Below are 23,079 nucleotides of genomic sequence, written 5' to 3'. Positions count from 1 at the left end.
GCGGGGTAGCCCAGTCGTGAGCATAGCGCATATCTGTATCACCCTGCTGATGGTATTCAGCCTTCCCCTTCAGGCCCAGACAATAAAAGAGAGCGATGCGTTTGCCGTCATTGGCGAACCGAAGTACGCCGTCAACTTTGATCACTTTGATTACGTTAATCCTGCCGCACCCAAAGGCGGTAACGTCACGCTAGCGGCGCTGGGGACCTTCGATAACTTCAACCGCTATGCCCTACGCGGCAATGCCGCTGTGCGCACTGACGCGCTGTACGATGGCCTGTATACGACCTCCGACGATGAGCCCGGTAGCTACTACCCGCAGGTCGCTGAACACGCCCGCTATGCTGATGATTACTCGTGGGTTGAGCTCACCCTAAACCCCAACGCTCGCTTTCACGACGGCAGCCCGATTACGGCGCGCGATGTCGCGTTTACCTTTGATAAATTTATGACCGAAGGGGTGCCGCAGTTTCGCCTGATTTATAAAGGTACTACGGTCAGCGCTATCGCCCCCCTCACTGTCCGTATTGTGCTGGCAAAGCCGGGTAAAGAGGATATGTTAGGCCTGTTTACCCTGCCCATTTTGCCGCAGAAGTTCTGGAAGGATCATAAGCTTAGCGACCCATTGAGCACGCCTCCCCTGGCCAGTGGCCCTTACCGCATCAGCGACTGGAAAATGGGTCAGTACATCGTTTACTCCCGTGTGAAAGATTACTGGGGGGCCGAGTTACCTATTAACCGCGGACGCTGGAACTTCGACACTCTGCGCTACGATTATTACCTCGATGATAATGTCGCTTTCGAAGCCTTCAAAGCAGGTGCCTACGATGTGCGTACTGAAAGCAGCGCCAAAAACTGGGCCACACGCTATATCGGCAAGAACTTCACCAGCGGCTTTATCATCAAAGATGAGCAGAAGAATAACGCGGCGCAGGATACCCGCTGGCTGGCCTTTAACATCCAGCGTCCCGTCTTTGCCGACCGCCGTGTACGCGAAGCTGTCGGGATGGCGTTTGATTTTGAATGGATGAACAAGGCGCTGTTTTACAACGCCTACAGCCGGGCGAACAGTTATTTTCAGAATACCGAATATGCCGCACGCGGTTATCCTGATGCCGACGAGCTGACGCTGCTGGCACCGTTAAACAGCGAACTGCCGCCTGAAGTTTTCACCTCAATTTATCAACCGCCGACCTCGCGTGGCGATGGCTATGACCGTGATAACTTGCTAAAGGCAGGTAATTTGCTCACCGAGGCTGGCTGGGTGCTGAAAGGCCAGCAACGGGTGAATGAAAAAACCGGACAACCGCTGCGTTTTGAACTGCTTCTCCCCTCCGGCGGAAACGACCAATGGGTGATGCCTTTCCAGCATAATTTACGCCGCCTGGGTATCACCATGGACGTGCGCCAGGTGGATATCTCGCAGGTCACCAACCGCATGCGTAAGCGTGATTACGATATGATGCCCCGCCTGTGGCGCGCGATGCCGTGGCCAAGTTCGGATTTACAGATAGCCTGGTCGTCTGAATACATCAACTCGACCTACAACTCCCCCGGTGTCGCCAGTCCAGCCATCGACAGTCTGATTAAGCAGATTATTCTCGGGCAGGGTAATCAGCAGAAACTGCTGCCTTTGGGGCGGGCGCTGGATCGGGTGCTTACCTGGAATTATTACATGCTGCCGATGTGGTTTATGTCCGGCAGCCGAATCGCCTATTGGGGCAAATTTTCCTACCCTAACGTACACCCGCTCTACAGTTCCGGCACTGATGCGCCCGGCTTTGACACCTGGTGGTATGACGTTAATAAAGCGGCGAAACTGCCCGCAGCTCGACGTTAAGGAGATAACATGGGTGCCTATCTTATCCGCCGTCTGCTACTGATAATCCCCACCCTATGGGCGATTATCACCCTCAACTTTTTCATTGTGCAAATTGCGCCCGGTGGCCCGGTAGACCAGGCGATTGCGGCGGTGGAATTCGGTCAGCAAAGCAGCCTGCCCGGCGGCGGTGGAATGGGCGGTGGACAGTCACGCGCGGGCCTGAGCAATATCGCTGAAAGCCAGTATCGTGGAGGGCGCGGTCTTGATCCCGAAGTGATCGCCGAGATCACCCAGCGTTACGGTTTTGATAAACCGCTGCATGAGCGCTATTTCAAAATGCTCGGTGATTATCTGCGGTTTGATTTCGGCAACAGTCTCTTTCGCAATGCTTCAGTGATGCAACTGATGAAAGAAAGTCTGCCGGTCTCGGTCTCGCTGGGCTTATGGAGCACGCTGATTATCTACCTGGTGTCCATTCCGCTGGGGATCCGCAAGGCGGTGTATAACGGTAGCCGCTTTGATGTCTGGAGCAGTACCGGCATTATTATCGGCTACGCCATTCCTGCATTCTTGTTCGCAATTGTGCTGATTGTGTTTTTCGCTGGCGGCAGCTATTACGATATTTTCCCGCTACGTGGGCTGGTGTCAGCCAACTTTGACACCCTGCCGTGGTATCTGAAAATCACCGATTATCTCTGGCATATTACGCTGCCGGTGCTGGCAACGGTCATTGGCGGTTTTGCCGCACTGACTATGCTGACCAAAAACTCGTTTCTTGATGAGATCCGCAAACAATATGTGGTGACCGCGCGGGCAAAAGGCGTTGGTGAAAAGCAGATCCTGTGGAAGCACATTTTTCGCAACGCCATGCTGCTGGTTATCGCGGGTTTCCCCGCCACCTTTATCAGCATGTTTTTTACCGGTTCACTGCTGATTGAGGTGATGTTCTCTTTAAATGGGCTGGGGTTGCTGGGCTATGAGGCCACCGTCTCCCGTGACTATCCGGTGATGTTCGGCACGCTATACATTTTCACGCTCATCGGACTGCTGATGAATATCGTCAGCGATATCAGCTACACGCTGGTTGATCCGCGCATTGATTTTGAGGGTCGCTAAGATGACGCTGAGTTCCGTGAATCAGGCGCGCTGGGCGCGCTTTTGTCATAACCGCCGTGGCTACTGGTCATTGTGGATCTTTGCGCTGATTTTTATCTGTAGCCTGTGCGCTGAGCTTATCGCCAACGACCGCCCACTGCTGGTGAGCTACCAGGGTAGCCTTTACTCACCGGTATTGAAAAGCTATAGCGAGAAGACCTTTGGCGGTGAGTTTGCCACCGCCGCAGACTATCAGGACCCGTGGTTACAGCAACAATTAGAGAAACACGGCTGGGTACTGTGGACACCTATCCGCTTTAGCGCCAGCAGCATTAATTACAGCACCGATATCCCCTTCCCTTCGCCGCCGTCGCGACAAAACTGGCTCGGCACCGATGCAAACGGTCGTGATGTGGTAGCGCGTATCCTTTACGGCACCCGTATCTCGCTACTGTTTGGCATCATCCTCACCCTTTGCGCCAGCGTGATGGGCGTGGTGGTGGGCGCGGTACAGGGTTACTACGGTGGACGCATTGACCTATGGGGTCAGCGGTTTATTGAAGTCTGGTCGGGCATGCCAACGCTATTTTTAATTATTTTGCTTTCAAGCGTGGTGCAGCCCAACTTCTGGTGGCTATTAGCAATCACCGTACTGTTCGGCTGGATGACGCTGGTGGGTGTGGTACGCGCGGAGTTTTTACGCACCCGCAATTTTGACTATATTCGCGCAGCCCAGGCGCTGGGCGTCAGCGATCGCAGTATCATTCTGCGTCATATGCTGCCAAACGCCATGGTTGCCACGTTGACCTTTATTCCGTTTATTTTGTGCAGCTCCATTACCACCCTCACCTCACTCGATTTTCTCGGTTTTGGCCTGCCGCTCGGCTCACCGTCGTTGGGAGAACTGCTGTTGCAGGGTAAAAATAATTTACAGGCGCCCTGGCTTGGGATCGCGGGTTTTCTCTGCGTCGCCGTGCTGTTGTCACTGCTGATTTTTATCGGCGAGGCGGTACGTGACGCCTTCGATCCTTCTAAGGCGGTATAAGATGCAACCTCCTCTTCTGGAAATCGATAACCTATCCATCGCCTTTGGTCAGCAGGGCGTCAGCACGACCGTCGTCGACGGTTTGTCATTGTCGGTGAATGCCGGAGAAACGCTGGCGCTGGTGGGCGAATCCGGTTCCGGCAAAAGCGTTTCGGCACTGTCGATACTTCGCCTGTTGCCGGAACCACCGGCCAGCTACCCGAGTGGCGATATTCGCTTTCGCGGCGAATCACTGCTGCATGCCAACGAACAGATGCTACGTAGCGTACGCGGCAACCGCATCGCCATGATTTTCCAGGAGCCGATGGTGTCGCTTAACCCACTGCATAACCTGGAAAAACAGCTCTACGAAGTGCTTTCCCTGCACCGCGGTATGCGCAAAGAGGCAGCGCGCGGTGAAATCCTCGATTGTCTGGACAGAGTGGGGATCCGCAATGCGGCAAAACGACTGACGGACTTTCCCCATCAACTCTCCGGCGGTGAACGCCAGCGCGTGATGATTGCCATGGCGCTGCTGACTCGCCCGGAATTGTTAATTGCCGATGAGCCAACGACCGCGTTGGATGTCTCCGTTCAGGCGCAAATCCTGCAATTACTCCGCGAACTGCGCGTTGAGCTGAATATGGGCATGCTGTTTATCACCCATAACCTGAGTATTGTTCGTCAGTTGGCTGACCGGGTGGCGGTTATGCAGAACGGTCGTTGTGTGGAACAAAACAGCGCCAGTGCGCTGTTTGCTGCCCCTGTGCATCCGTATACGCGTAAGCTGCTGGACAGCGAACCCACAGGCGCGCCCGTTGCGTTGCTGCCCGACGCAGCTCCTGTGCTGGAAGTGAATCAGCTTTGCGTGGCGTTTCCGGTCCGCAAGGGCATTCTGCGCCGGGTTGTGGACAATAACCGAGTGGTCAACAATGTCAGTTTTTCACTGCGCACAGGTGAAACGCTGGGACTGGTTGGCGAATCGGGGTCGGGTAAAAGCACAACCGGTCTGGCGCTGCTGCGGCTTATCGCGTCACAAGGGGATATCCGTTTTAATGGCGAAGCCATTCAGGGCTGGACCCGGCAGCAGATGCTGCCGCTGCGCCATCGTATTCAGGTGGTGTTCCAGGATCCTAATTCTGCGCTAAACCCTCGCCTGACGGCGTTGCAGATCATTGAAGAAGGTTTGCAGGTACATCAACCGGCACTTTCGCGTGACGAACGCGAGCAGCAGGTTATTCAGGTGATGCAGGAGGTGGGATTAGACCCTGAAACGCGACACCGTTATCCAGCGGCTTTTTCCGGTGGGCAGCGTCAACGTATCGCCATTGCACGGGCGCTGATCCTGAAACCTGAGCTTATCGTTCTGGATGAACCGACTTCATCACTCGACCGTACCGTTCAGGCACAGATTCTGGCATTGCTGAAAGCGTTACAGCAAAAGCATCGCCTGGCCTATATTTTTATCAGCCACGACCTGCAGGTGATTCGTTCGCTATGCCACCAGGTGATTGTTTTACGGCAGGGAGAGGTTGTCGAACAAGGTGAGTGTCGGCGCGTCTTTACAGCACCGCAGCAAGAATATACACGTCAGCTCATCGCATTGAGCTGACGGTCAAAACGGGTTGTTGCCAGAAAAGGGTTCAGCAATCGCTACGCCAAAGTTTTTCAGGCGGCAGGTCGCGGCAAACTCGTCCTGGCTCTTGACGAACAGGCACGGCTCCCCTTCACACTCGAGGACTGAGCAATCCACGGAGATATCGCTCAGCGCCTGGCTTAACGAGTGCATTACCGGCCATGCGCTATCGCCATCCGGGCTTAATAATTTAAGCGCCACCAGCGTGTTGTCGCCCGATGCGCCATTTTGCGGAATCGGTTCAACTTTCGAACCTGCAAAACCCGCTAACCAGCGATAATCTTGCGGCAGTCGATGTACTATTGAGAGCTGAAATGTCATACGTTCTTCCCGGTAAGCAAAGTGCTTCACAATTATTTCACATCCATATTAACACATTGTTGACAAATCGTCCTGCATCCACAAAAAAAACGCCAGCATTCAACATTCTTCCTACGACATAGTTCGGTGTACTGATGCGTTTTCGCGCTATATGTACCCGTTTCTGTGATCTAACACAACCTTTTTATCTACAACAATGTGACTTTTTACACAAATGGATTTTACATAAAAGAAACATCACACCCTATCGCAAATGCAATTTCTGTTGATGTTTATCAAAAAAGGGGCGTATTTCGCCCCTCAAAAGAGGTATTACTGCGCGGTTTTACGTGGGCGACTGGCGTAGAGGTAGAAGAGGATGGAGCCGGTGGCGCAAAGGGCAATGGAAATTAACATCGGCCATGCGGTGGTGAAGGTCGCCATTGACAGCAGCGCGCCGACAATCGCCCCGATACCAAAACGGAATGTGCCCGCCAGCGAAGATGCCGTGCCAGCCATATGCGGGAATTCATCGAGAATCACCGCCATTGCGTTTGAGGACACCATCGATACACAGCCAATAAAGACCGCAATGCCCAACACTAATGACCAGAAGCCAACGTCGAATAAGGCGCACACCACCATCCATACCGCCATCACGAACTGCACAATCAGACCCGCGCGGAACATCCATAGCGCACCTACCCGGCGAACAAAACGGCTGTTGATAGTGGTCATGACAAACAGGAACACGATATTCAACGCAAAGTAATAGCCGAAATGCTGTGGCGATACGTGGTTGAGTTCGATATAGACAAACGGCCCGGCGCTTAAAAACGAGAACATCGCCGCAAAGCTAAAACCGCTCGCCAGCATGTAGGAAAGCACGCGTTTATGGCGGAAAAGTGAGGCAAAGTTGCCAAGCGTGGTGCGGAGCCGGAACGGCTGACGCTTGTCGACGGCCAGCGTTTCATCGATAAAGAAGTAGATCATCAATGATGCCAGTATCGCCGCAATCGCCAGGATCCAGAAAATCGCATGCCAGCTAAACCACACCAGCACTGCCCCGCCGACAATAGGCGCAACCAACGGTGCAATGGTGGTCACCAGCATCACGAACGACATCATTCGTGAAAACTCTTCTTTTGGGTAGATATCACGCATCAGGGCGTTAATCACCACGCTCGCAGCCGCAGCCGCCAGGCCGTGGAAGAAGCGGGTCACGATCAGATAGTCAATCGTCGGGGCAAGCGCACAAGCTGAGGCAGCAGCGGCGAAAATCAGCGTGCCGCCGAGAATAACCGGCTTGCGCCCAAGGCTATCCGCCATTGGGCCATACAACAGCTGACCGACAGCAAACCCCAGAATATAGGTACTGAGCGTCATCTGCGCGCTGCCTGCCGGCACGCCAAACTGTTCTGAGATGACCGGCAGCGCCGGAAGGTACATGTCTATCGACAACGGCATTAACATGGCCAGAAGGCCAAGAATAAACACAATACTGAACGACGAGCGCGGCCTGGACGTCACAATCTACCTCTGGGTTTGTTAGCGCTCTGGCGCGCCAACGCTGGCAATTTCTTCTTCGGTTAACGGGCGGTATTCACCCGGTTCCATGTCAGGATCAAGGGCAATAGCGCCGATACGTTCACGGTGCAGGCCAACTACGCGGTTGCCAACGGCGGCAAACATGCGCTTCACCTGGTGGTAGCGCCCTTCGCTGATGGTCAGACGCACTTCGGTCGGCGTGATAACTTCCAGCACGGCGGGCTTCGTGAGATCTTTTTCATTGTGCAGTTGCACGCCTTTGGTGAACTGCTCGGCAGTATCGTCGCTGACCGGATTTTCCAGTTGCACCAGATAGGTTTTCTCACAGTGATGACGTGGAGATGTTACGCGGTGCGACCACTGCCCATCGTCGGTCATCAGCACCAGGCCGGTGGTATCAATGTCTAAACGGCCTGCGGCATGCAGCTTGTAAGCTACCGGCTCGTCGAGGAAGTAGAGCACCGTTGGATGATCCGGATCTTCAGTCGAGCACACGTAACCCTGCGGTTTGTTCAGCATAAAGTAGCGCGGGCCGTTCTGCTGAGTCAGCGAGTTGCCTTCGTAGGCGACCTCGTGTTCAGGTTGCAATTTAAATGCCGTATCGCGCACCACTTCGCCATCAATGGTCACGTGGTTACCGCGGATCTGACGCCCGGCAATAGCACGGCTGACGCCGAGTTGCTGAGCGATAAACTTATCAAGTCGCATGAAGTATTTTTAGCCTGTAAATAGTGCTGGTGTCGGACTCGCGTCCGAAAAATGGGGTAGTAACAATGAGTAAGTATAACGGGCTTGTCGGGTCACTCAAGTGAAAAGATTCATGGCATACTATTTGGCAGTTTAAGGACAATCATCACGCTAATGACATTTACACTACGCCCATATCAACAGGAAGCGGTTGACGCCACCCTGACCTATTTTCGCCGCCAGACCGCCCCTGCCGTTATCGTCCTACCAACCGGTGCGGGAAAAAGCCTGGTTATCGCTGAGCTGGCGCGGCTTGCGCGCGGCCGCGTGCTGGTACTCGCTCACGTTAAAGAGCTGGTGGCGCAAAACCATGCCAAATACCTCGCGCTGGGGCTGGAGGCGGATATCTACGCCGCTGGCCTTAAACGCAAAGAGAGCCACGGCAAAGTGGTGTTTGGCAGCGTACAGTCCGTCGCGCGAAATCTTGACCATTTTCAGGGGGAGTTCTCCCTGCTGATTGTCGATGAGTGCCACCGCATCAGCGATGACGACGACAGCCAGTATCAGCAAATCCTCATCCATCTCAGGAAAGTGAATCCTCACATCCGCCTGCTGGGGCTGACGGCAACCCCGTTCCGGCTTGGCAAAGGCTGGATTTATCAGTTTCACTACCACGGCATGGTACGGGGCGATGAAAAAGCGCTGTTCCGCGACTGTATTTACGAATTGCCGCTACGCTATATGATAAAGCATGGCTATCTGACGCCACCGGAGCGGCTGGATATGCCGGTCGTACAGTATGATTTCAGCCGCCTACAGGCTAACAGCAACGGGTTATTCAGCGAAGCCGATCTGAACCGCGAACTGAAACAGCAGCAGCGTATTACGCCGCATATCATCAGCCAGATTATCGAATTTGCGCAGGACCGTAAGGGGGTGATGATTTTTGCTTCCACCGTCGAACACGCCCGCGAAATCACCGGTCTGCTGCCCGCCAACGATGCCGCGCTTATCACCGGCGAAACGCCGGGGCCGCAGCGCGATGAATTGATTGATGCCTTTAAACATCAGCAATTCCGCTATCTGGTTAACGTCTCTGTGCTGACCACTGGCTTTGACGCCCCACACGTCGACCTGATTGCCATTCTCCGTCCAACGGAATCCATCAGCCTGTATCAACAGATTGTGGGTCGCGGCCTGCGCCTGGCGCCGGGGAAAACCGACTGTTTGATTCTTGACTACGCCGGTAACCCGCACGATCTCTACACGCCGGAAGTGGGTTCACCAAAAGGGAAAAGCGATAACGTACCGGTGCAGGTATTCTGCCCCGGCTGCGGTTTTGCCAATACGTTCTGGGGAAAAACCACCGCTGACGGTACCCTGATTGAACATTTTGGTCGCCGCTGTCAGGGCTGGCTTGAGGATGACGAAGGGCATCGCGAGCAGTGCGACTACCGTTTCCGCTTTAAAAATTGTCCACAGTGTAACGCTGAGAACGATATTGCCGCCCGTCGCTGCCGCGAGTGCGACACGGTATTGGTTGACCCGGACGACATGCTAAAAGCGGCGCTGAAGCTCAAAGATGCACTGGTGCTGCGCTGTAGCGGAATGACCTTGCAAGACGGTATGGATGAGAAAGGGAGTTGGCTGAAAATGACCTACTACGATGAAGATGGGGCCGATGTGAGTGAGCGCTTCCGCCTGCACACGCCTGCGCAGAAGATGGCCTTCGAGCAGTTGTTCATGCGTCCGCATACGCGAACGCCCGGCGTACCACTACGCTGGATTACGCCCGGTGATATTATTGCCCAACAGGCGCTGCTCCGCGCCCCGGATTTTGTCGTCGCCCGCCAAAAGGATCGTTACTGGCAGGTACGTGAAAAAGTGTTCGACTATCAGGGGCGCTTTCGTCGCGCTGGCGAGCTACGCTAACTGCCGGACTGTTTCACCCACAACAAATCGTCCACCGCGAAGCCTAACCCACGTGCGATATTCAGGTAATTCTGCCGCACCTGGGTCGGGATAGTCGGCGTACGGGACAGGATCCACAAGTAATCGCGGTTGGGTCCGCTGACCAACGCGTACTGGTAGTCATCATCCAGCGCAATGACGTTGTAACCGCCATAAAACGGACCAAAGAACGAGACTTTCAGCGCGGCGGTCGTGGGCTTACCGGTAAAATAAGCTTTGCCTTCGCTCTCTTTCCACACACCTTTTTGCGGATCATAACCCCGGTTTAACACCGTAATCCCCCCATCCTGGCGCTTGCCGTAGGTGGCGGTCACCTGCTCCAGCCCGCGTTCAAAACGGTTTTCCAGACGCGCAACCTCATACCATTTTCCTAAATATCGGCTGGCATCAAAATGGTCAATCGGCGTGACACCTTTTGGCGGTGTGGGTGAACGGCAGGCCACCAACGCCAATGAAAGCGCAACACCTGTCACTATGGGCCATAACTTCATGTAACCTCCCTTCACAATGAAAAGTCCGTTAAGTGTAGTAGAGGAGAAAAAAGCCACGCGGTAAGATTCGGAAGAACCTATGCTTTATCTACCACCCGCAATGAATCAGGATAACGCCATGAATAGCAAACCGATACTCGGAATTAGCGGTTGCCTTACCGGCGCAACGGTACGCTTTGACGGCGGGCATAAACGGATGGGATTTATTATGGATGAGCTTGCCGAGTGGGTAAGCTTCAAACCGGTCTGCCCTGAGATGGCTATTGGTCTGCCTACCCCTCGCCCGGCGCTGAGGCTCGTCAACACCACTACGGGTGACGTGCGATTACGCTTTAGTCAGGCGCGCGATCAAGACATGACGGACCAAATGGAGCATTTTGCCGAGGACTATTTACCAAGCGCTGCGGATTATGCCGGTTTCGTGGTATGCGCTAAATCCCCGAGTTGTGGGATGGAACGTGTCCGGCTCTATGATGAACACGGTAATCGCGGTGCTAAAGCGGGGATTGGCTTATTTACCGCAGCACTCCAGCAGCGCTACCCATGGCTACCGATAGAGGAAGATGGGCGACTGCACGATCCGGTTTTACGGGAAAATTTCGTCGCACGCGTATTTGCACTACACGAACTCAACGCCATGCGCGAAAAAGGACTAACCCGCGGCGCGATAATCGCTTTTCACAGTCGCTATAAGCTGCATTTACTCGCGCATAGTCAGCCAGGATACCGGGAAATCGGCCCGTTCATCGCCCGTATCCATGAATGGGATGATCTGGAAGCCTTCTTTGTTGCTTACCGGGAAAAGCTGATGGCCATTTTGCAACAGCCCGCCTCGCGCAAAAACCACACCAACGTGCTGATGCATATCCAAGGTTACTTTCGTAAACAGCTCAACGACCGCCAGCGTGCAGAATTGCGTGAGGTGATTGTTAACTACCACGCAGGTCTCCTGCCCATCCTCGCACCGCTGACGTTGTTGCAGCATTATCTGGCCGAGCATCCGGATGAATATCTTCTGACCCAGAAGTACTTTTCGCCTTATCCAGACAGCCTGCGGTTACGCTTGACGGCGAATTGAGCCTGAGGTTTTCATTGCCCGACAAGGAATTGGAGGCTATAATGCCGCCCGCTTTCACATCCGTGAAGCAGATCAGTTGCCTGCTGCTGGGTCGCCTGTAGCAGGATTTATATATAGAGAGCTTTCAATGATTACTATCAATGCAGAAGTACGTAAGGTGCAGGGTAAGGGTGCGAGCCGCCGCCTGCGCACAGCTAACAAGTTCCCAGCTATCATTTATGGTGGCGAAGCTGCTCCGGTTGCTATCGAACTGGACCACGACAAAGTGTGGAACATGCAGACCAACGCTGAATTCTACAGCGAAGTTCTGACCATCGTTGTTGATGGTAAAGAAGAAAAAGTTAAGGCACAGGCTGTTCAGCGTCACCCGTTCAAGCCTAAGCTGGCTCACATCGACTTCGTTCGCGCTTAATCGCAAACCAGTCAACGTGATAGAAGAACGGCTCCTTGCGGAGCCGTTTTTTTTTACTTCGTTGCCGCATCCCGTACCACTGTCTCCTTCCCTGTTGCTGAAATCACCTCGTTATTCACGCTATCTGAAAGCGTAATCCCGCTGACTTGCGCAAAGTTCCAGGCTTTATCGGTATTCTCAAACGTGACGTTGGTGAACTGACTGTCATGCAAGAAAGTGATGTTGCTCGCCTGCACATTGCGGAACTTGACGTTAGTGAACATCAGATTCTGATGATAGGCATCGCGCGGATAGGTAATGCCGTATGCCGCGGTCATCTCTTGTACCGTCATGCCATCGACCAGAATACTTTTCTTTGCCACCGTGCCGTCAATCGTCACGTCCTGTACGGTGACATTGCGGAATTGGGCAGGCTCGGTTGCAGGCGTGGTGTCGTTAACGTCCGCACTGTATTTGATGGTGAAAATGAACGGCTCTTTGGCCAGGTCTTTCATCGCGTTATTGCGGAATACCACATCGCGCGCGCCACCGCCGTAATAAGGACGACTCTTCATGCGCAGGCCGATGTCGGTCAGGTACATGACGTTATCTTCCGCGGTGATTTTTTCGATCCACGCGCCGGTATGGCTGCCGGTCACCACTGCACCATGTCCTTTACGGAAGTAATTGTTAAAGATCCATGCCCCGCTTTGTGCCTTCTGATTGAATGTTTCCACACCTTTGCCATACCCTGCCGCAAAGTTCATACCGTCATCGCCGGTATCAAAGAAGTTGTTAAATATCAGGCCATTCTGGCTATTCCCCAGCTCAATCCCATCGGCGTTATTGCCGTCAAAGGTCTTGTGAATCAACGCGTTCATGGTGATATTTTCCGACTCAAGCACCATCACGCCATGAAATGCCGGATTGAGAATCGTCAGCCCTTCAATGTAGAGATTACTGACGCCGCGCAGCGTCATCAGACTGGAACGCCGGTTTTTGTAGGCGCTGTCGCTGTTCATCCCTTCCGCTACCGCCAGTTCGGTCTGATTTTTTGCAAGGATCCCGTCGTCACCGACTTTTTTAGCATTGCTGGCGCGATACTGTGGCAACGTATTGCCAAGCTCATCCACAATAGATTCGACGCCACCTGCCTTCACGCCTCGCGTCCAGCCGTTTCCATCAATGGTACCCTTACCCACAATGCGAATATTTTTGAACGTCCCCGCATGCGAGCTACCTTTATCCTCTGCTTCCAGCGCATTAATCAGCGACGGTGGACGTTTGGGCAGCGGATTGTCAGTGTAAGGGTAGAGATAATAGCCTTTGTCCAGCGGGTACTGCGCCGGGTCATCCGATCCCAGCAGGGTCGCCCCCTCAGCAATTTCGAGCGTCATATCGCTATGTAAGAACAGCGCCCCGGTTTTGAACACGCCGCCGCTGACGCTGACTTTACAGCCCTGCGGATAAAGGGTCACCGTGCAGCTATCAATCGCTTTTTGTATTGCGACGGTATCGAGTGTTTTACCGTCCCCTATTGCTCCGGTCGTTCTCACATCAATGATATTAGGCGCTTTAGTGGTACGTACGGTGATCGGTAAGCTGTCCGCAGACTCCTTTCCGTCAGAATAGACGGCGCGCACAGTGAATGGGTAGTCGGTATAGGCATTTAATCCATCAGCGGTAAAGGTACGCAGTGAGACCTTATGCTGCCAGTTATCGTGGTCTAGCTTCTGGTAAAAATTATCGATATAGGGCTTAGCCGGGGAGAATTTATCCTGATTTTCCCGCGCACTCCCCAGCAGCTGTCCTTGACGATAAACATGGTAATCGACCACGCCTTCCGCCTCGGCAAGCGGTTTTTCCCAGACCAGCACCACGCTGTCCGCATCGGCTGAAAGCACGGGAGACTGAACGTTTTGCGGGGCAGCCAAAGCGCGTCCTCCCGCAGCGACACTGTCATCACAGCCACTAAGTGCCCCTGTGAGGGTGACAGCCGCCACCAGCGCCAGTCGTGAGTGTCTGAAGGTATTGTGCATTTGTTATTCTTCCTCTTAGTGATTCGCGGTCTTTTACCTGCACCGCGTCCTTGAGCCATCGCTCTGACAGAACGGACTCTCCATTTACAAAAAAAAAATATCTTTGCATTAAAAATGAAACGTATTTTTATTTATTTTTGTAAGATATAACTGAGAGTAAGGTCAAGATTTAATCAGGATAAAAAACAGGCGGTAGCGGAAATGAGAGAACCGTCACTCAAAAATACGGTGGGCACAAAAACAAAACCCGCTCGGGGATGAGCGGGTTTGGGGAAATGGCTTAGCTTTTGCCGGATGTCCGACGCTGTAGCTGATCGCGCAAGTTTGGCGGCGTACCTTTGATGGTCAGCGTGTCAGTGGCCGGATCCCAGTAGATTCGCTCACCCAACAGCATGGCATCAAAATTAATCGTCAACCCACCGCCGCTGCCGGCAAATTTGGTCAACTGACGCAGCGTGCTGCGATCTGCCGGGAAGCTCTCTTCAAGTTCATAGCCTTTTTCAGCGGTGAACTCGGTAAAGCTGACTTCGCTGACCCCGGAAAGCTCCTTCGACAGCGACTCCAGCTCAATTTCTTCGCCCGCCTGCAACTGCTCGTTACAGTAGCTATACACCTGCTGACGCACGTTCTGACGCTCATTTTTATCGAGCTGCGCTTCCGCGGCAAAATCGTCCAGCGCTTGCAGCAAGCCACGGTTTTGCACCTTAGCGTTCAGCCCTTCACTCGCACCGAGGAAGTCCATAAAGAAATCAGATACTTTGCGCCCAACGCGTCCTTTCAGGAAGGTCAGATAACGGGTCGACTCTGGATTGGTTTCCCACTCGGTCAAATCAATGCGTGCAACGATATCCGCATGATTGATATCCAGGTAGTGGGTCGCGCTGATATCTAACTGCTCGTTCACGCGCATGCTGTTGAGGTTATTCAGCACCGCCACCAGCAGGTAGTCTACCGCCAGGTAGCGATAGTGACAGAACAGGACGATACCTCCGTCAGCAAACGGGTACTTCGCCAGCTCATCACGCAGACGCCCGGTGGCTGCTCGGGTAAACGCAAGGAAATCTTCCTCGCCTTGACGCTGAAGCTTCAGCGCCTGCGCCAGTTCACTTTCTTCGGTAAACAGGCCGTAGGCTTTGTTTTTCGCACTGTACACGCGATGCAGCTCAGCCATCATCTCTTCAACCGGCGCAGTCGGCTCTAGCAGCGAGTCGCGCAGCACGACGTCCAGGTTTTGCTCGTCGCGTTTGACGAGCTGATGCAAAGCAATCTGGTCGATATCCAGACTCATGTTAAACTCTCCTTTATGATCGGGTGTATTCAAACACCCCCGATGCCACAGTGCAACTGACTCATTACCGTAATCGCGGCAGTATAATGGCGAAAGGATAACGCGAATGCTTAAAAAAAGCGGAAAAAATACTGCTGCTACGGTAATATACTGCCCTTTAATGAATGGACAGATTTCGATTTATGCCACAACAATCCCGCTATAGTGATGAACACGTTGAACAGCTGCTGAGCGAGCTCGCCAACGTACTGGAAGAACATAAGACTCCAACCGACCTGTCGTTGATGGTGCTGGGGAATATGGTCACCAATCTGATTAACAGCAGCGTGGCTCCGGCTCAACGCCAGGCTATCGCGCGCTCTTTTGCCCAGGCGCTGCAATCTTCTATTAACAGCGATCCTGCGCACTAAAGGTACAAGCAACAGTTTATGGTGACTCATCGTCAGCCTTACCGAGAAAAAGTCTCCCAGATGGTTAGCTGGGGGCACTGGTTCGCCCTGTTCAACATGCTGTTGGCCATGGTGCTCGGTAGTCGCTATCTTTTTGTCGCCGACTGGCCGACGACGCTTGCGGGACGCGTTTACTCCTACATTAGCCTTGTCGGGCATTTCAGCTTCCTGGTGTTTTCCACCTATCTGCTGATTCTGTTCCCCCTGACTTTTATCGTCATGTCCCAGCGCTTGATGCGCTTCTTGTCTGCCATACTGGCGACAGTGGGCATGACGTTGCTGCTTATCGACAGCGAAGTCTTCACCCGTTTCCACTTACACCTCAATCCGGTGGTGTGGCAACTGGTGATAAACCCCGATCAAAATGAGATGGCCCGCGACTGGCAGCTGATGTTTATTAGCGTGCCGGTTATCCTCCTCGTGGAGATGCTGTTCGCCACCTGGAGCTGGCAGAAGCTGCGCAGTCTGACGCGTCGTCGCCACTACGCGCGGCCTGTCGCCTGGTTCTTCTCCGCCTCATTTGTCGCCTCGCACGTGATGTATATCTGGGCAGATGCCAATTTCTATCGTCCTGTAACCATGCAGCGCGCTAACTTGCCGCTTTCCTACCCGATGACGGCTCGACGCTTTCTTGAGAAACACGGCTTGCTTGATGCGCAGGATTATCAGCGACGTCTTATCGAGCAAGGCGATCCGGAAGCCGTCACCGTACAGTATCCGTTAAGCGATCTGCGCTACCGCGATATGGGGACGGGGAAAAATGTCCTGCTGATTACCGTTGATGGGCTGAACTACTCGCGCTATGAGCAGCAGATGCCAACGCTTGCACAATTCGCGAGTGAAAACGTCAACTTTACCCAGCATATGAGTTCCGGTAACACCGCAGATAACGGCATCTTTGGCCTGTTTTACGGTGTTTCTCCAAGTTATATGGATGGCGTGCTTGCAGCACGTATTCCAGCAGCACTGATCAGTGCGCTTAATCAGCAAGGTTACCAGTTGGGGCTGTTCTCTTCTGATGGCTTCACTAGCCCAATTTATCGCCAGGCTCTGCTATCTGATTTCTCTTTGCCACCGAGCAAGTCGCAAAACGATGCGCAGACCGCAAGGCAGTGGGTGAACTGGCTTAAAAATAATGCGCAGGATGAAAACCGTTGGTTCTCTTGGGTGTCCTTTAACGGCACAACGCTCAATAATGCCGAACTGAGCGACAAGCAGTACGCCCGTGCCGCAGCAGATGTTGATGCGCAGATTTCTCGCGTGCTGGATGCGCTGCGCGCGTCCGGTAAGCTCAACGATACGGTGGTCATTATTACTGCCGGTCACGGCGTGGCGTTGAATAGCCAAAACAGCAGCTTTAGCTGGTCACGTCCACAATTGCAGGTTCCACTGGTTATCCATTGGCCAGGCACGCCAGCCCAGCGGATCGACCTGTTGACCGATCATAAAGATATTATGACCACGCTGATGCAACGCCTGCTGCATGTCAGTACGCCAGCATATGAGTATTCACAAGGGCAGGACTTGTTTAGCGCCAATCGCCGCCATAACTGGGTGACGGCTGCAGATAACAGCGCGCTGGCGATTACCACGCCAACCGTGACCGTGGTCCTTGATCACAACGGTCACTACAAAACGTGGACCGCTGAAGGCGAGAAAGAGCGTGAGCCAAAACCACAGCTTAGCTTGCTGCTACAAGTGCTGACCGAGGAAAAACGGTTTATCGCTAACTGAAAATCAGGGTGTGGTAAACCGTCGAATGAAGCAATTGAATTAGCGTGACACGGGGGGCGGGATAAACCTTATCCCCTCCCCGGCAAATGGGTTGTGAAATAACTCAAACAGAGTGTGAATGTTACGCAGAGTGACTCATCATTTTGATGTTGCGTAATGAAAGCATCCTTGCCTGTATCTTTACAGAGAAAAAATTCTCTAACCTTCCCTTCCTTTTCTTTCTCGTCTATCAGTAATGGAACCCGCCACCACTACGACCACCACCAATATGAGAACCTCCACCAAGCCCATGAGCACTGTTAGAGCTAGCGGCATTGTTAGCCCCGTTACCTGTTCCATGTTCGGCATGATCAAAACCTTTAGCGTGATTATGACCTCCTCTCACAGACGTTGTGAAAGCGCTATCGTATGGCACTGCAACCTGTGTACCCGGTTTGAGTGTTGAGGCCGTCACGATGCCTTTATCCGTCATGATTTGAGCGTCAGGTTTTAAGGTCGATGAATCTACATTAATGGTTGGTGCTGTCGTGTTTGTCGCCGTGGTCGGGATGTTGGGGGTCGCAGGTTTAGCCTGTTGGATGGTGGTCGCTAATACCGTCGAGGGTACATTTTGCTTAGGTGTTGCAACCGGTGCCACTGCCGCTAAAGACTGGCTCATCAGCTGGTTAACATGATTTCGATAAGAGGTCCCTGTAATACTCGGCGTCGCAACTTGTGGTGTGGGAGGCGTTTTCTGGATCGAGGCTTTAGGTGTAAATGTCGATGTAGGTGGGGTATTAACGGTTGGCGCGACGGGCGTCGCAACGCCTAGCATCTGCTGATTGCGGGCAGCCATATATGCGTCACCATAATAAGAGTTTGCCCCTGTAACAGATGTCCCGCTATACGTTGTCGTGCCGCCTAAGGTGGGATCTGAGATGGCAGAACCAGTAGCGCCAATGACGTCTCTGGCTTTTGCAGCATCTTTATCGATATCAGTCGCATTAGCGGACAGAGAAAAAAGAAGAGAAACGAGTAATAATTTTTTCATGTTTTTCACTAAATCAAATAAGGGTATTAATACAATGTTGCCGCAATAACAATGCCTGTAGAATTAAGATCTAAAATAACTTTGTTATTTCCTTTTATCCAGGCAAGCGGCTCAGGGTTATTAAAACCGTATTGATTTAATGCTTCATAGGCGTCATCGGTCGATTTTCCTATCACGGAATCATGAAGAAATTGGCCTATCTTCTTACGCTCATGAATAACCGGATTTTTAGACAATAAGGCTTCATTCTGCGCCTTAGTTTTATGGATATCACAAGTACCATTGGAATCAGTAACCTGCGTACAACCCGATTTATCTAGCTGTTCCCGATACTTAGCGCTAAGTGCAAAGGCATCAGGGGCGATAAAAGGCGAAACACAAAGCGCTATAGCGACCGCTATAGTTAGTTTATTTGCTGGCATCATTAACTCACATTATTATAGAAATATACGATTAAGTAACATCTGACGCGTCATACTTAATTTGCATGCGAAATTATCATTATGCGTGGTAGTTCACTAATGAAAATGTTTCACCGTGTAACTAGATAAAGACTGACAAAAATCAATGAAATAATGTAAGTGAATAAAACAACAGTGTTTTGCGCAGCGGGTAAAATCGATCCCGAATGTTTGATTTGTGTCTAACGGCTAGGCAGTGGCTCTGGAACTTCAGATTCTAAGAATAAGCTTAAAGCCACCGAAGCTAAAATAGTGAGCCCCCCTTTTCTTATCTGGAAAACCACGCGGTTTCGACCACCAATTCCAGGACAGGACATGCGCGTTTTCTCAGACACTTTTACGTCATCATGAATGTATCTACCGTAAAAAATACGATTTCTTGATGGTTGATTGCATAATCGGTTAGTACTAAACTGCCGACCACTTAAACTGACGCCATCTTATAATGTTAAAGCTATTCGGACGCTATATCTCTGTAGGCATTCTCAACACCGCAATCCACTGGCTTTGCTTTGGTGCGCTGGTTCATTTTTTTGCGAGCACACAGGCGCTCGCGAACATAGTTGCCTTCTGTTGCGCCGTAACATTCAGTTTCTTTGCCAATGCCAAATGGACGTTCAACTCCAAAGCGACCTTAGGGCGATATATCGCGTTCGTCCTCTTTATGGGTGCGATGGCGGGTCTAACCGGCTACATCGCTGATAAGCTTTCGATACCTGCGTTAGTCACACTGATTGCATTTTCCGGTTTCAGCCTCGTTGCTGGCTTCATTTATTCAAAACTCATCGTATTCAAGAGTGCATGATGAAAATCTCACTGATCGTTCCTGTTTTTAATGAAGAAGAAACTGTCGGTATTTTTTATAAGGCCGTTCGCGAACACGTTGGTCTTAAGCCTTATGACATTGAGATTGTCTTTATCAATGATGGAAGTACCGATGCGACGGAATCCATCGTTGAAGCGCTAGCGACCGCAGATCCGTTAGTGATTTCGCTACCGCTGACAAGGAATTTTGGTAAAGAACCGGCACTCTTTGCTGGACTGGATTACGCAAGCGGCGATGCCGTCATCCCCATCGATGTCGATCTGCAAGATCCCATCGATGTTATCCCCAGGCTAATTGAAAAATGGCAAGAAGGGGCCGATGTTGTGCTGGCCAAACGTGAAGACCGCTCTGTTGACGGCCATTTGAAACGTAAAACCGCAGAGTGGTTTTACAAGCTACACAACAAAATCAGCAAGCCACATATTGAAGAAAACGTGGGCGATTTTCGTTTGATGAGTCGAGAAGTCGTCGAGAATATTAAACAACTTCCAGAAAACAATCTGTTCATGAAAGGTATTCTTTCATGGGTTGGTGGGCGCACCGAAGTTGTTCTGTATTCCAGAGCGGAACGTGTTGCTGGCGAAAGTAAATTTAACGGCTGGAAATTATGGAATCTGGCGCTTGAGGGGATAACGTCCTTTTCAACCTTCCCACTGAGAGTCTGGACCTACCTCGGCCTGGCCGTGGCGCTCCTGTCTTTCGCCTATGGTTTTTGGATGGTCATAGATAAAGTCATTTGGGGCAATGCCGTACAGGGATATCCATCACTGATTGTCTCGATCCTGTTTTTAGGTGGGATCCAGCTCATCGGGATTGGCGTACTTGGCGAGTATATCGGCCGAATCTATATCGAAACCAAAAAGCGTCCCAGATATATTATTAAGAAAAAAGCACATCATACTGCGCGGATAAAGGACTAATTAATGCAAAAAGTTGTAAGTTGGGCCGTTGTTTTAATTGCCTTTATTACCGTATTCATTATCGAGTGGTATACCCCGCTACATTCTGATGATTACGTGTATGCTATGTTAGGCACTTCCTTAGACACGCATCTCAATCATTACCTGACCTGGAGCGGACGCGTTGTCGCAGATTACAGCAGCGCACTGTTACTGGCTAGCGGGTCTCGCGCCATTATCTCGGCGATGACGGGTTTGCTGGTTGTCGTATTCTGCTATTTCATCGTCAAAACGCCAACCGGTACATTACGCTGGCAAAAACACGATGCCTCTATTTTCGCATTGGTATTTCTCACCTTCTGGATTGCGAACCCTAACATCGGTCAGACGGTATTCTGGATTGTAGGAAGCGCCAACTATCTCTGGACTAACCTGTTTGTGGTCGCCTGGATATGGAATTTATACCGCATTCAGACTCAGCGTGAAGAACGCACACAGGTGGTGATGCTAATTCTGGGTGTGCTCGCAGGCTGTTCAAATGAAAGTATTGCCCCGTTTGTTGTCGGCATTGCGGCATTAGCCATTGTTCACGATCTCTGGCGTGATAAACGCCTGCAGCTCAACAAGTGTCTCTACTTTATTTCAGCATTAATCGGTACCAGCATACTCATATTCTCACCGGGTAATTTCATTCGTGCCCATGGTGACGCGTGGTACCAAATGTCCATTTTCCAGCGCATCTATGTTCATGTTAGCGAGCGCGTATTTGGACATCTGGCGTTAATCTGGATTTCCTACGTGGTATTGGCACTGCTGGCATTGATTCTACTTTACGCACAGAAAAAAGGACTTCGCTTTAATAAGTTCAACCTTAACGTCATTATTCTGTCGATAGTCATTGGCATTGGCACCTCTTTGATTATGGTTGCTGCACCGACCTATCCAGACAGGGTTATGATGTCGACCTTCGTCTTCTTCCTGTTAGCCGTTGCATTCCTGGCTCGAGAACTCCTTAATACAGCAAACAAAACCGTGATGTCAGGTGTTATGGCAATCAATGCTTTGCTGCTTGGCGTTTTTATCTGGTCATTCAGCCTGATTTACACCTCCTACTATCACGTGTATCAGCAAAATGAAGTTCGACTGGAAATTATCGATAACCAGTTGGCGCAGGAAAAAAGTGAGTTCACGATCCCTGATTTTCATTTTCTTAAAATGCAAAATCGCGGCGGTGAGTTTGATTTCTGGCATGAAGCGCATGTATATGGCAAATATTTTGGCGCTCAGGGTATTGAAAGAAAAACAACCGGATTTGACTATTCGGTGATGGTTAGCGGTAAGAAACAATCAGTTAATGCCAACACCAATGCCTGGTTCAATGATAAAGGTGAGCTTCTTCTGATAAGTACCCAGCCGCTGGAAGGCCAGATACATTTCACGTTGAAGGGCAAAACAATGACCCTTGCCCCAGATGAATTTAAATTCGTGCAGATTAACGATGATTATTGGTACTACACGAAAATTCCTCAGGGCGCCGTAGCTGAAATTTCAATTCAATAATCCCCTATCCCCCAGCGCAGCGTGCGTTGGGGGATATTTTCTTAGCCGCGAAAATGGCGGTCAGCAACTAATAACCAACCTGATAAATGCGCCCGGTCTGCACGCCTTCGACGCTGCGACGAAAAGCATTGGCAACCGTTGACGCGGCCACGCTTTCAAAACCGGGGAAAAAATCTTCATAGGCTTTTGCCGATTCACTCAATACCGTTGGGCTAATCAAATTAATGCGGATCCCATGCGGTAATTCGCAAGCGGCAGAACGTACAAAACCTTCCAGCCCGGCATTTACCGTGGCGGCATTGGTGCCTTGAGTGATGGGTTCCTGGGCGATAATCCCACTGATAAGCGTAATGGAACCTCCAGCATTAAGATAATGCTGCCCGGTCAGCACCAGTCGGATTTGCCCCAACAGTTTATCCTGTAGGCCCTGGTTGAAATTATCATCCGTCATGCTCGATAGCGGGCCGAAAAAGACCCCACCTGTCGCCGACACTATCGCATCAACTTTGCCTATTTTTTCAAACAACGCCTCAACGCTTGCTTGCGAGGTGATATCGACAAGCTCATCACCATGGGTACGTCCCACGCGTATGACATCGTGATGACGGCTAAGTACGTCTGCTACCGCACTTCCCACTGTGCCGCTGGCACCAATAATGACGATTTTCATGATGGACTCCTTAATGTGGTAAGCCTTTATTCTTTACCCAATCAAATATCAGATAAACTGGTAGAAGATTAGATGATTAC

General features: G+C 51.6%; 21 protein-coding genes. 12 read left to right on the top strand and 9 right to left on the bottom strand.

From position 1 onward, the window contains the following. Positions 1-49 precede the first annotated feature (49 nt). The 4 genes from U0026_RS07950 to yejF are packed head-to-tail and all read left to right on the top strand — an operon-like array spanning position 50 to position 5,553. Complete coding sequence (locus U0026_RS07950; RefSeq protein ID WP_062772801.1) at positions 50-1,840, top strand: extracellular solute-binding protein; 1,791 nt, start codon at positions 50-52, stop codon at positions 1,838-1,840. A 9-nt stretch (positions 1,841-1,849) separates the two neighbouring features. Then, the gene (locus U0026_RS07945; RefSeq protein ID WP_062772399.1) at positions 1,850-2,938 is read left to right on the top strand and encodes a microcin C ABC transporter permease YejB; all 1,089 of its coding nucleotides are present in this window, start codon (positions 1,850-1,852) and stop codon (positions 2,936-2,938) included. A 1-nt stretch (position 2,939) separates the two neighbouring features. Continuing rightward, positions 2,940-3,962 (top strand): microcin C ABC transporter permease, encoded by a 1,023-nt coding sequence (locus U0026_RS07940; protein ID WP_062772402.1) that lies wholly within the window; start codon positions 2,940-2,942, stop codon positions 3,960-3,962. Between the two features lies 1 nt (position 3,963). Next, the gene (yejF, locus tag U0026_RS07935; RefSeq protein WP_062772405.1) at positions 3,964-5,553 is read left to right on the top strand and encodes a microcin C ABC transporter ATP-binding protein YejF; all 1,590 of its coding nucleotides are present in this window, start codon (positions 3,964-3,966) and stop codon (positions 5,551-5,553) included. Between the two features lie 3 nt (positions 5,554-5,556). On the opposite strand, the gene U0026_RS07930 is transcribed toward yejF, so the two are convergent. The 3 genes from U0026_RS07930 to rsuA form a co-directional block, all read right to left on the bottom strand. Further along, a complete protein-coding gene (locus tag U0026_RS07930; RefSeq protein ID WP_062772408.1) occupies positions 5,557-5,898 on the bottom strand; it encodes a YejG family protein in 342 nt (113 codons plus the stop codon). A gap of 312 nt (positions 5,899-6,210) precedes the next feature. Then, positions 6,211-7,407 (bottom strand): Bcr/CflA family multidrug efflux MFS transporter, encoded by a 1,197-nt coding sequence (locus U0026_RS07925; RefSeq protein ID WP_062772411.1) that lies wholly within the window; start codon positions 7,405-7,407, stop codon positions 6,211-6,213. A gap of 18 nt (positions 7,408-7,425) precedes the next feature. Continuing rightward, on the bottom strand, positions 7,426-8,133 hold the full coding sequence (gene rsuA, locus U0026_RS07920) for a 16S rRNA pseudouridine(516) synthase RsuA (RefSeq protein WP_062772414.1): 708 nt from the start codon (positions 8,131-8,133) through the stop codon (positions 7,426-7,428). 153 nt (positions 8,134-8,286) lie between these two features. Between rsuA and U0026_RS07915 the strand changes: the two genes are divergently transcribed. Then, entirely contained in the window at positions 8,287-10,044 is a 1,758-nt protein-coding gene (locus U0026_RS07915) for a DEAD/DEAH box helicase (protein ID WP_062772417.1), read from the top strand. Here the strand turns inward: U0026_RS07915 and U0026_RS07910 are convergent. After that, positions 10,041-10,574, bottom strand: coding sequence for a lipocalin family protein (locus U0026_RS07910; protein WP_062772420.1), 534 nt, complete (start codon positions 10,572-10,574; stop codon positions 10,041-10,043). The genes U0026_RS07915 and U0026_RS07910 overlap by 4 nt on opposite strands. Positions 10,575-10,692: 118 nt before the next feature. Here U0026_RS07910 and U0026_RS07905 point away from each other — a divergent pair, with 118 nt between their 5' ends. Beyond that, the gene (locus U0026_RS07905; RefSeq protein ID WP_062772423.1) at positions 10,693-11,652 is read left to right on the top strand and encodes a YbgA family protein; all 960 of its coding nucleotides are present in this window, start codon (positions 10,693-10,695) and stop codon (positions 11,650-11,652) included. A 127-nt stretch (positions 11,653-11,779) separates the two neighbouring features. Continuing rightward, positions 11,780-12,064, top strand: coding sequence for a 50S ribosomal protein L25 (gene rplY, locus U0026_RS07900; RefSeq protein ID WP_062772426.1), 285 nt, complete (start codon positions 11,780-11,782; stop codon positions 12,062-12,064). Positions 12,065-12,117: 53 nt separating this feature from the next. Here rplY and U0026_RS07895 read toward each other — a convergent pair whose 3' ends face one another. Then, positions 12,118-14,082, bottom strand: a complete 1,965-nt coding sequence (locus tag U0026_RS07895; protein ID WP_062772429.1) for a glycosyl hydrolase family 28 protein — start codon at positions 14,080-14,082, stop codon at positions 12,118-12,120. 280 nt (positions 14,083-14,362) lie between these two features. Continuing rightward, positions 14,363-15,370 (bottom strand): nucleoid-associated protein YejK, encoded by a 1,008-nt coding sequence (gene yejK / locus U0026_RS07890; protein WP_062772432.1) that lies wholly within the window; start codon positions 15,368-15,370, stop codon positions 14,363-14,365. A 182-nt stretch (positions 15,371-15,552) separates the two neighbouring features. Between yejK and U0026_RS07885 the strand changes: the two genes are divergently transcribed. Next, positions 15,553-15,780 (top strand): YejL family protein, encoded by a 228-nt coding sequence (locus U0026_RS07885; protein WP_061279439.1) that lies wholly within the window; start codon positions 15,553-15,555, stop codon positions 15,778-15,780. Positions 15,781-15,798: 18 nt separating this feature from the next. Beyond that, positions 15,799-17,553, top strand: a complete 1,755-nt coding sequence (gene yejM, locus U0026_RS07880; protein ID WP_062772435.1) for an LPS biosynthesis-modulating metalloenzyme YejM — start codon at positions 15,799-15,801, stop codon at positions 17,551-17,553. Between the two features lie 229 nt (positions 17,554-17,782). Here the strand turns inward: yejM and U0026_RS07875 are convergent, their stop codons facing one another. Beyond that, positions 17,783-18,583 (bottom strand): hypothetical protein, encoded by an 801-nt coding sequence (locus U0026_RS07875; protein WP_126440666.1) that lies wholly within the window; start codon positions 18,581-18,583, stop codon positions 17,783-17,785. A gap of 26 nt (positions 18,584-18,609) precedes the next feature. Continuing rightward, positions 18,610-19,005: a hypothetical protein gene (locus U0026_RS22755; protein ID WP_373859481.1), complete on the bottom strand. Its 396-nt coding sequence runs from the start codon at positions 19,003-19,005 to the stop codon at positions 18,610-18,612. A gap of 484 nt (positions 19,006-19,489) precedes the next feature. Between U0026_RS22755 and U0026_RS07865 the strand changes: the two genes are divergently transcribed. Genes U0026_RS07865 through U0026_RS07855 form a run of 3 tightly spaced genes read left to right on the top strand, consistent with a single transcriptional unit; the run spans position 19,490 to position 22,329 of the window. Beyond that, the gene (locus U0026_RS07865; RefSeq protein WP_062772440.1) at positions 19,490-19,849 is read left to right on the top strand and encodes a GtrA family protein; all 360 of its coding nucleotides are present in this window, start codon (positions 19,490-19,492) and stop codon (positions 19,847-19,849) included. After that, a complete protein-coding gene (locus tag U0026_RS07860; protein ID WP_062772443.1) occupies positions 19,849-20,790 on the top strand; it encodes a glycosyltransferase family 2 protein in 942 nt (313 codons plus the stop codon). Before U0026_RS07865 ends, U0026_RS07860 begins: the two co-directional genes overlap by 1 nt. 3 nt (positions 20,791-20,793) lie before the next feature. Further along, positions 20,794-22,329, top strand: a complete 1,536-nt coding sequence (locus U0026_RS07855; protein WP_062772446.1) for a DUF6056 family protein — start codon at positions 20,794-20,796, stop codon at positions 22,327-22,329. Positions 22,330-22,396: 67 nt separating this feature from the next. Here the strand turns inward: U0026_RS07855 and U0026_RS07850 are convergent, their stop codons facing one another. Beyond that, positions 22,397-22,999, bottom strand: coding sequence for a short chain dehydrogenase (locus U0026_RS07850; protein WP_062772449.1), 603 nt, complete (start codon positions 22,997-22,999; stop codon positions 22,397-22,399). Positions 23,000-23,079: the final 80 nt, after the last annotated feature.

The sequence above is a fragment of the Kluyvera intermedia genome (genome assembly GCF_034424175.1).
Classification (GTDB): Bacteria; Pseudomonadota; Gammaproteobacteria; order Enterobacterales; family Enterobacteriaceae; genus Kluyvera; species Kluyvera intermedia.
Note: the sequence above shows the minus strand (reverse complement) of the source record. Positions and strands in the feature narration are given on the sequence as shown.

Bases quoted from the DNA above. Each gene is read 5' to 3' on its own strand.
- U0026_RS07950 (WP_062772801.1), top strand. From the start codon at position 50: ATGGTATTCAGCCTTCCCCTTCAGGCCCAGACAATAAAAGAGAGCGAT.
- U0026_RS07945 (WP_062772399.1), top strand. From the start codon at position 1,850: ATGGGTGCCTATCTTATCCGCCGTCTGCTACTGATAATCCCCACCCTA.
- U0026_RS07940 (WP_062772402.1), top strand. From the start codon at position 2,940: ATGACGCTGAGTTCCGTGAATCAGGCGCGCTGGGCGCGCTTTTGTCAT.
- yejF (WP_062772405.1), top strand. From the start codon at position 3,964: ATGCAACCTCCTCTTCTGGAAATCGATAACCTATCCATCGCCTTTGGT.
- U0026_RS07930 (WP_062772408.1), bottom strand. From the start codon at position 5,898: ATGACATTTCAGCTCTCAATAGTACATCGACTGCCGCAAGATTATCGC.
- rsuA (WP_062772414.1), bottom strand. From the start codon at position 8,133: ATGCGACTTGATAAGTTTATCGCTCAGCAACTCGGCGTCAGCCGTGCT.
- U0026_RS07915 (WP_062772417.1), top strand. From the start codon at position 8,287: ATGACATTTACACTACGCCCATATCAACAGGAAGCGGTTGACGCCACC.
- U0026_RS07910 (WP_062772420.1), bottom strand. From the start codon at position 10,574: ATGAAGTTATGGCCCATAGTGACAGGTGTTGCGCTTTCATTGGCGTTG.
- U0026_RS07905 (WP_062772423.1), top strand. From the start codon at position 10,693: ATGAATAGCAAACCGATACTCGGAATTAGCGGTTGCCTTACCGGCGCA.
- rplY (WP_062772426.1), top strand. From the start codon at position 11,780: ATGATTACTATCAATGCAGAAGTACGTAAGGTGCAGGGTAAGGGTGCG.
- U0026_RS07895 (WP_062772429.1), bottom strand. From the start codon at position 14,082: ATGCACAATACCTTCAGACACTCACGACTGGCGCTGGTGGCGGCTGTC.
- yejK (WP_062772432.1), bottom strand. From the start codon at position 15,370: ATGAGTCTGGATATCGACCAGATTGCTTTGCATCAGCTCGTCAAACGC.
- U0026_RS07885 (WP_061279439.1), top strand. From the start codon at position 15,553: ATGCCACAACAATCCCGCTATAGTGATGAACACGTTGAACAGCTGCTG.
- yejM (WP_062772435.1), top strand. From the start codon at position 15,799: ATGGTGACTCATCGTCAGCCTTACCGAGAAAAAGTCTCCCAGATGGTT.
- U0026_RS07875 (WP_126440666.1), bottom strand. From the start codon at position 18,583: ATGAAAAAATTATTACTCGTTTCTCTTCTTTTTTCTCTGTCCGCTAAT.
- U0026_RS22755 (WP_373859481.1), bottom strand. From the start codon at position 19,005: ATGCCAGCAAATAAACTAACTATAGCGGTCGCTATAGCGCTTTGTGTT.
- U0026_RS07865 (WP_062772440.1), top strand. From the start codon at position 19,490: ATGTTAAAGCTATTCGGACGCTATATCTCTGTAGGCATTCTCAACACC.
- U0026_RS07860 (WP_062772443.1), top strand. From the start codon at position 19,849: ATGAAAATCTCACTGATCGTTCCTGTTTTTAATGAAGAAGAAACTGTC.
- U0026_RS07855 (WP_062772446.1), top strand. From the start codon at position 20,794: ATGCAAAAAGTTGTAAGTTGGGCCGTTGTTTTAATTGCCTTTATTACC.
- U0026_RS07850 (WP_062772449.1), bottom strand. From the start codon at position 22,999: ATGAAAATCGTCATTATTGGTGCCAGCGGCACAGTGGGAAGTGCGGTA.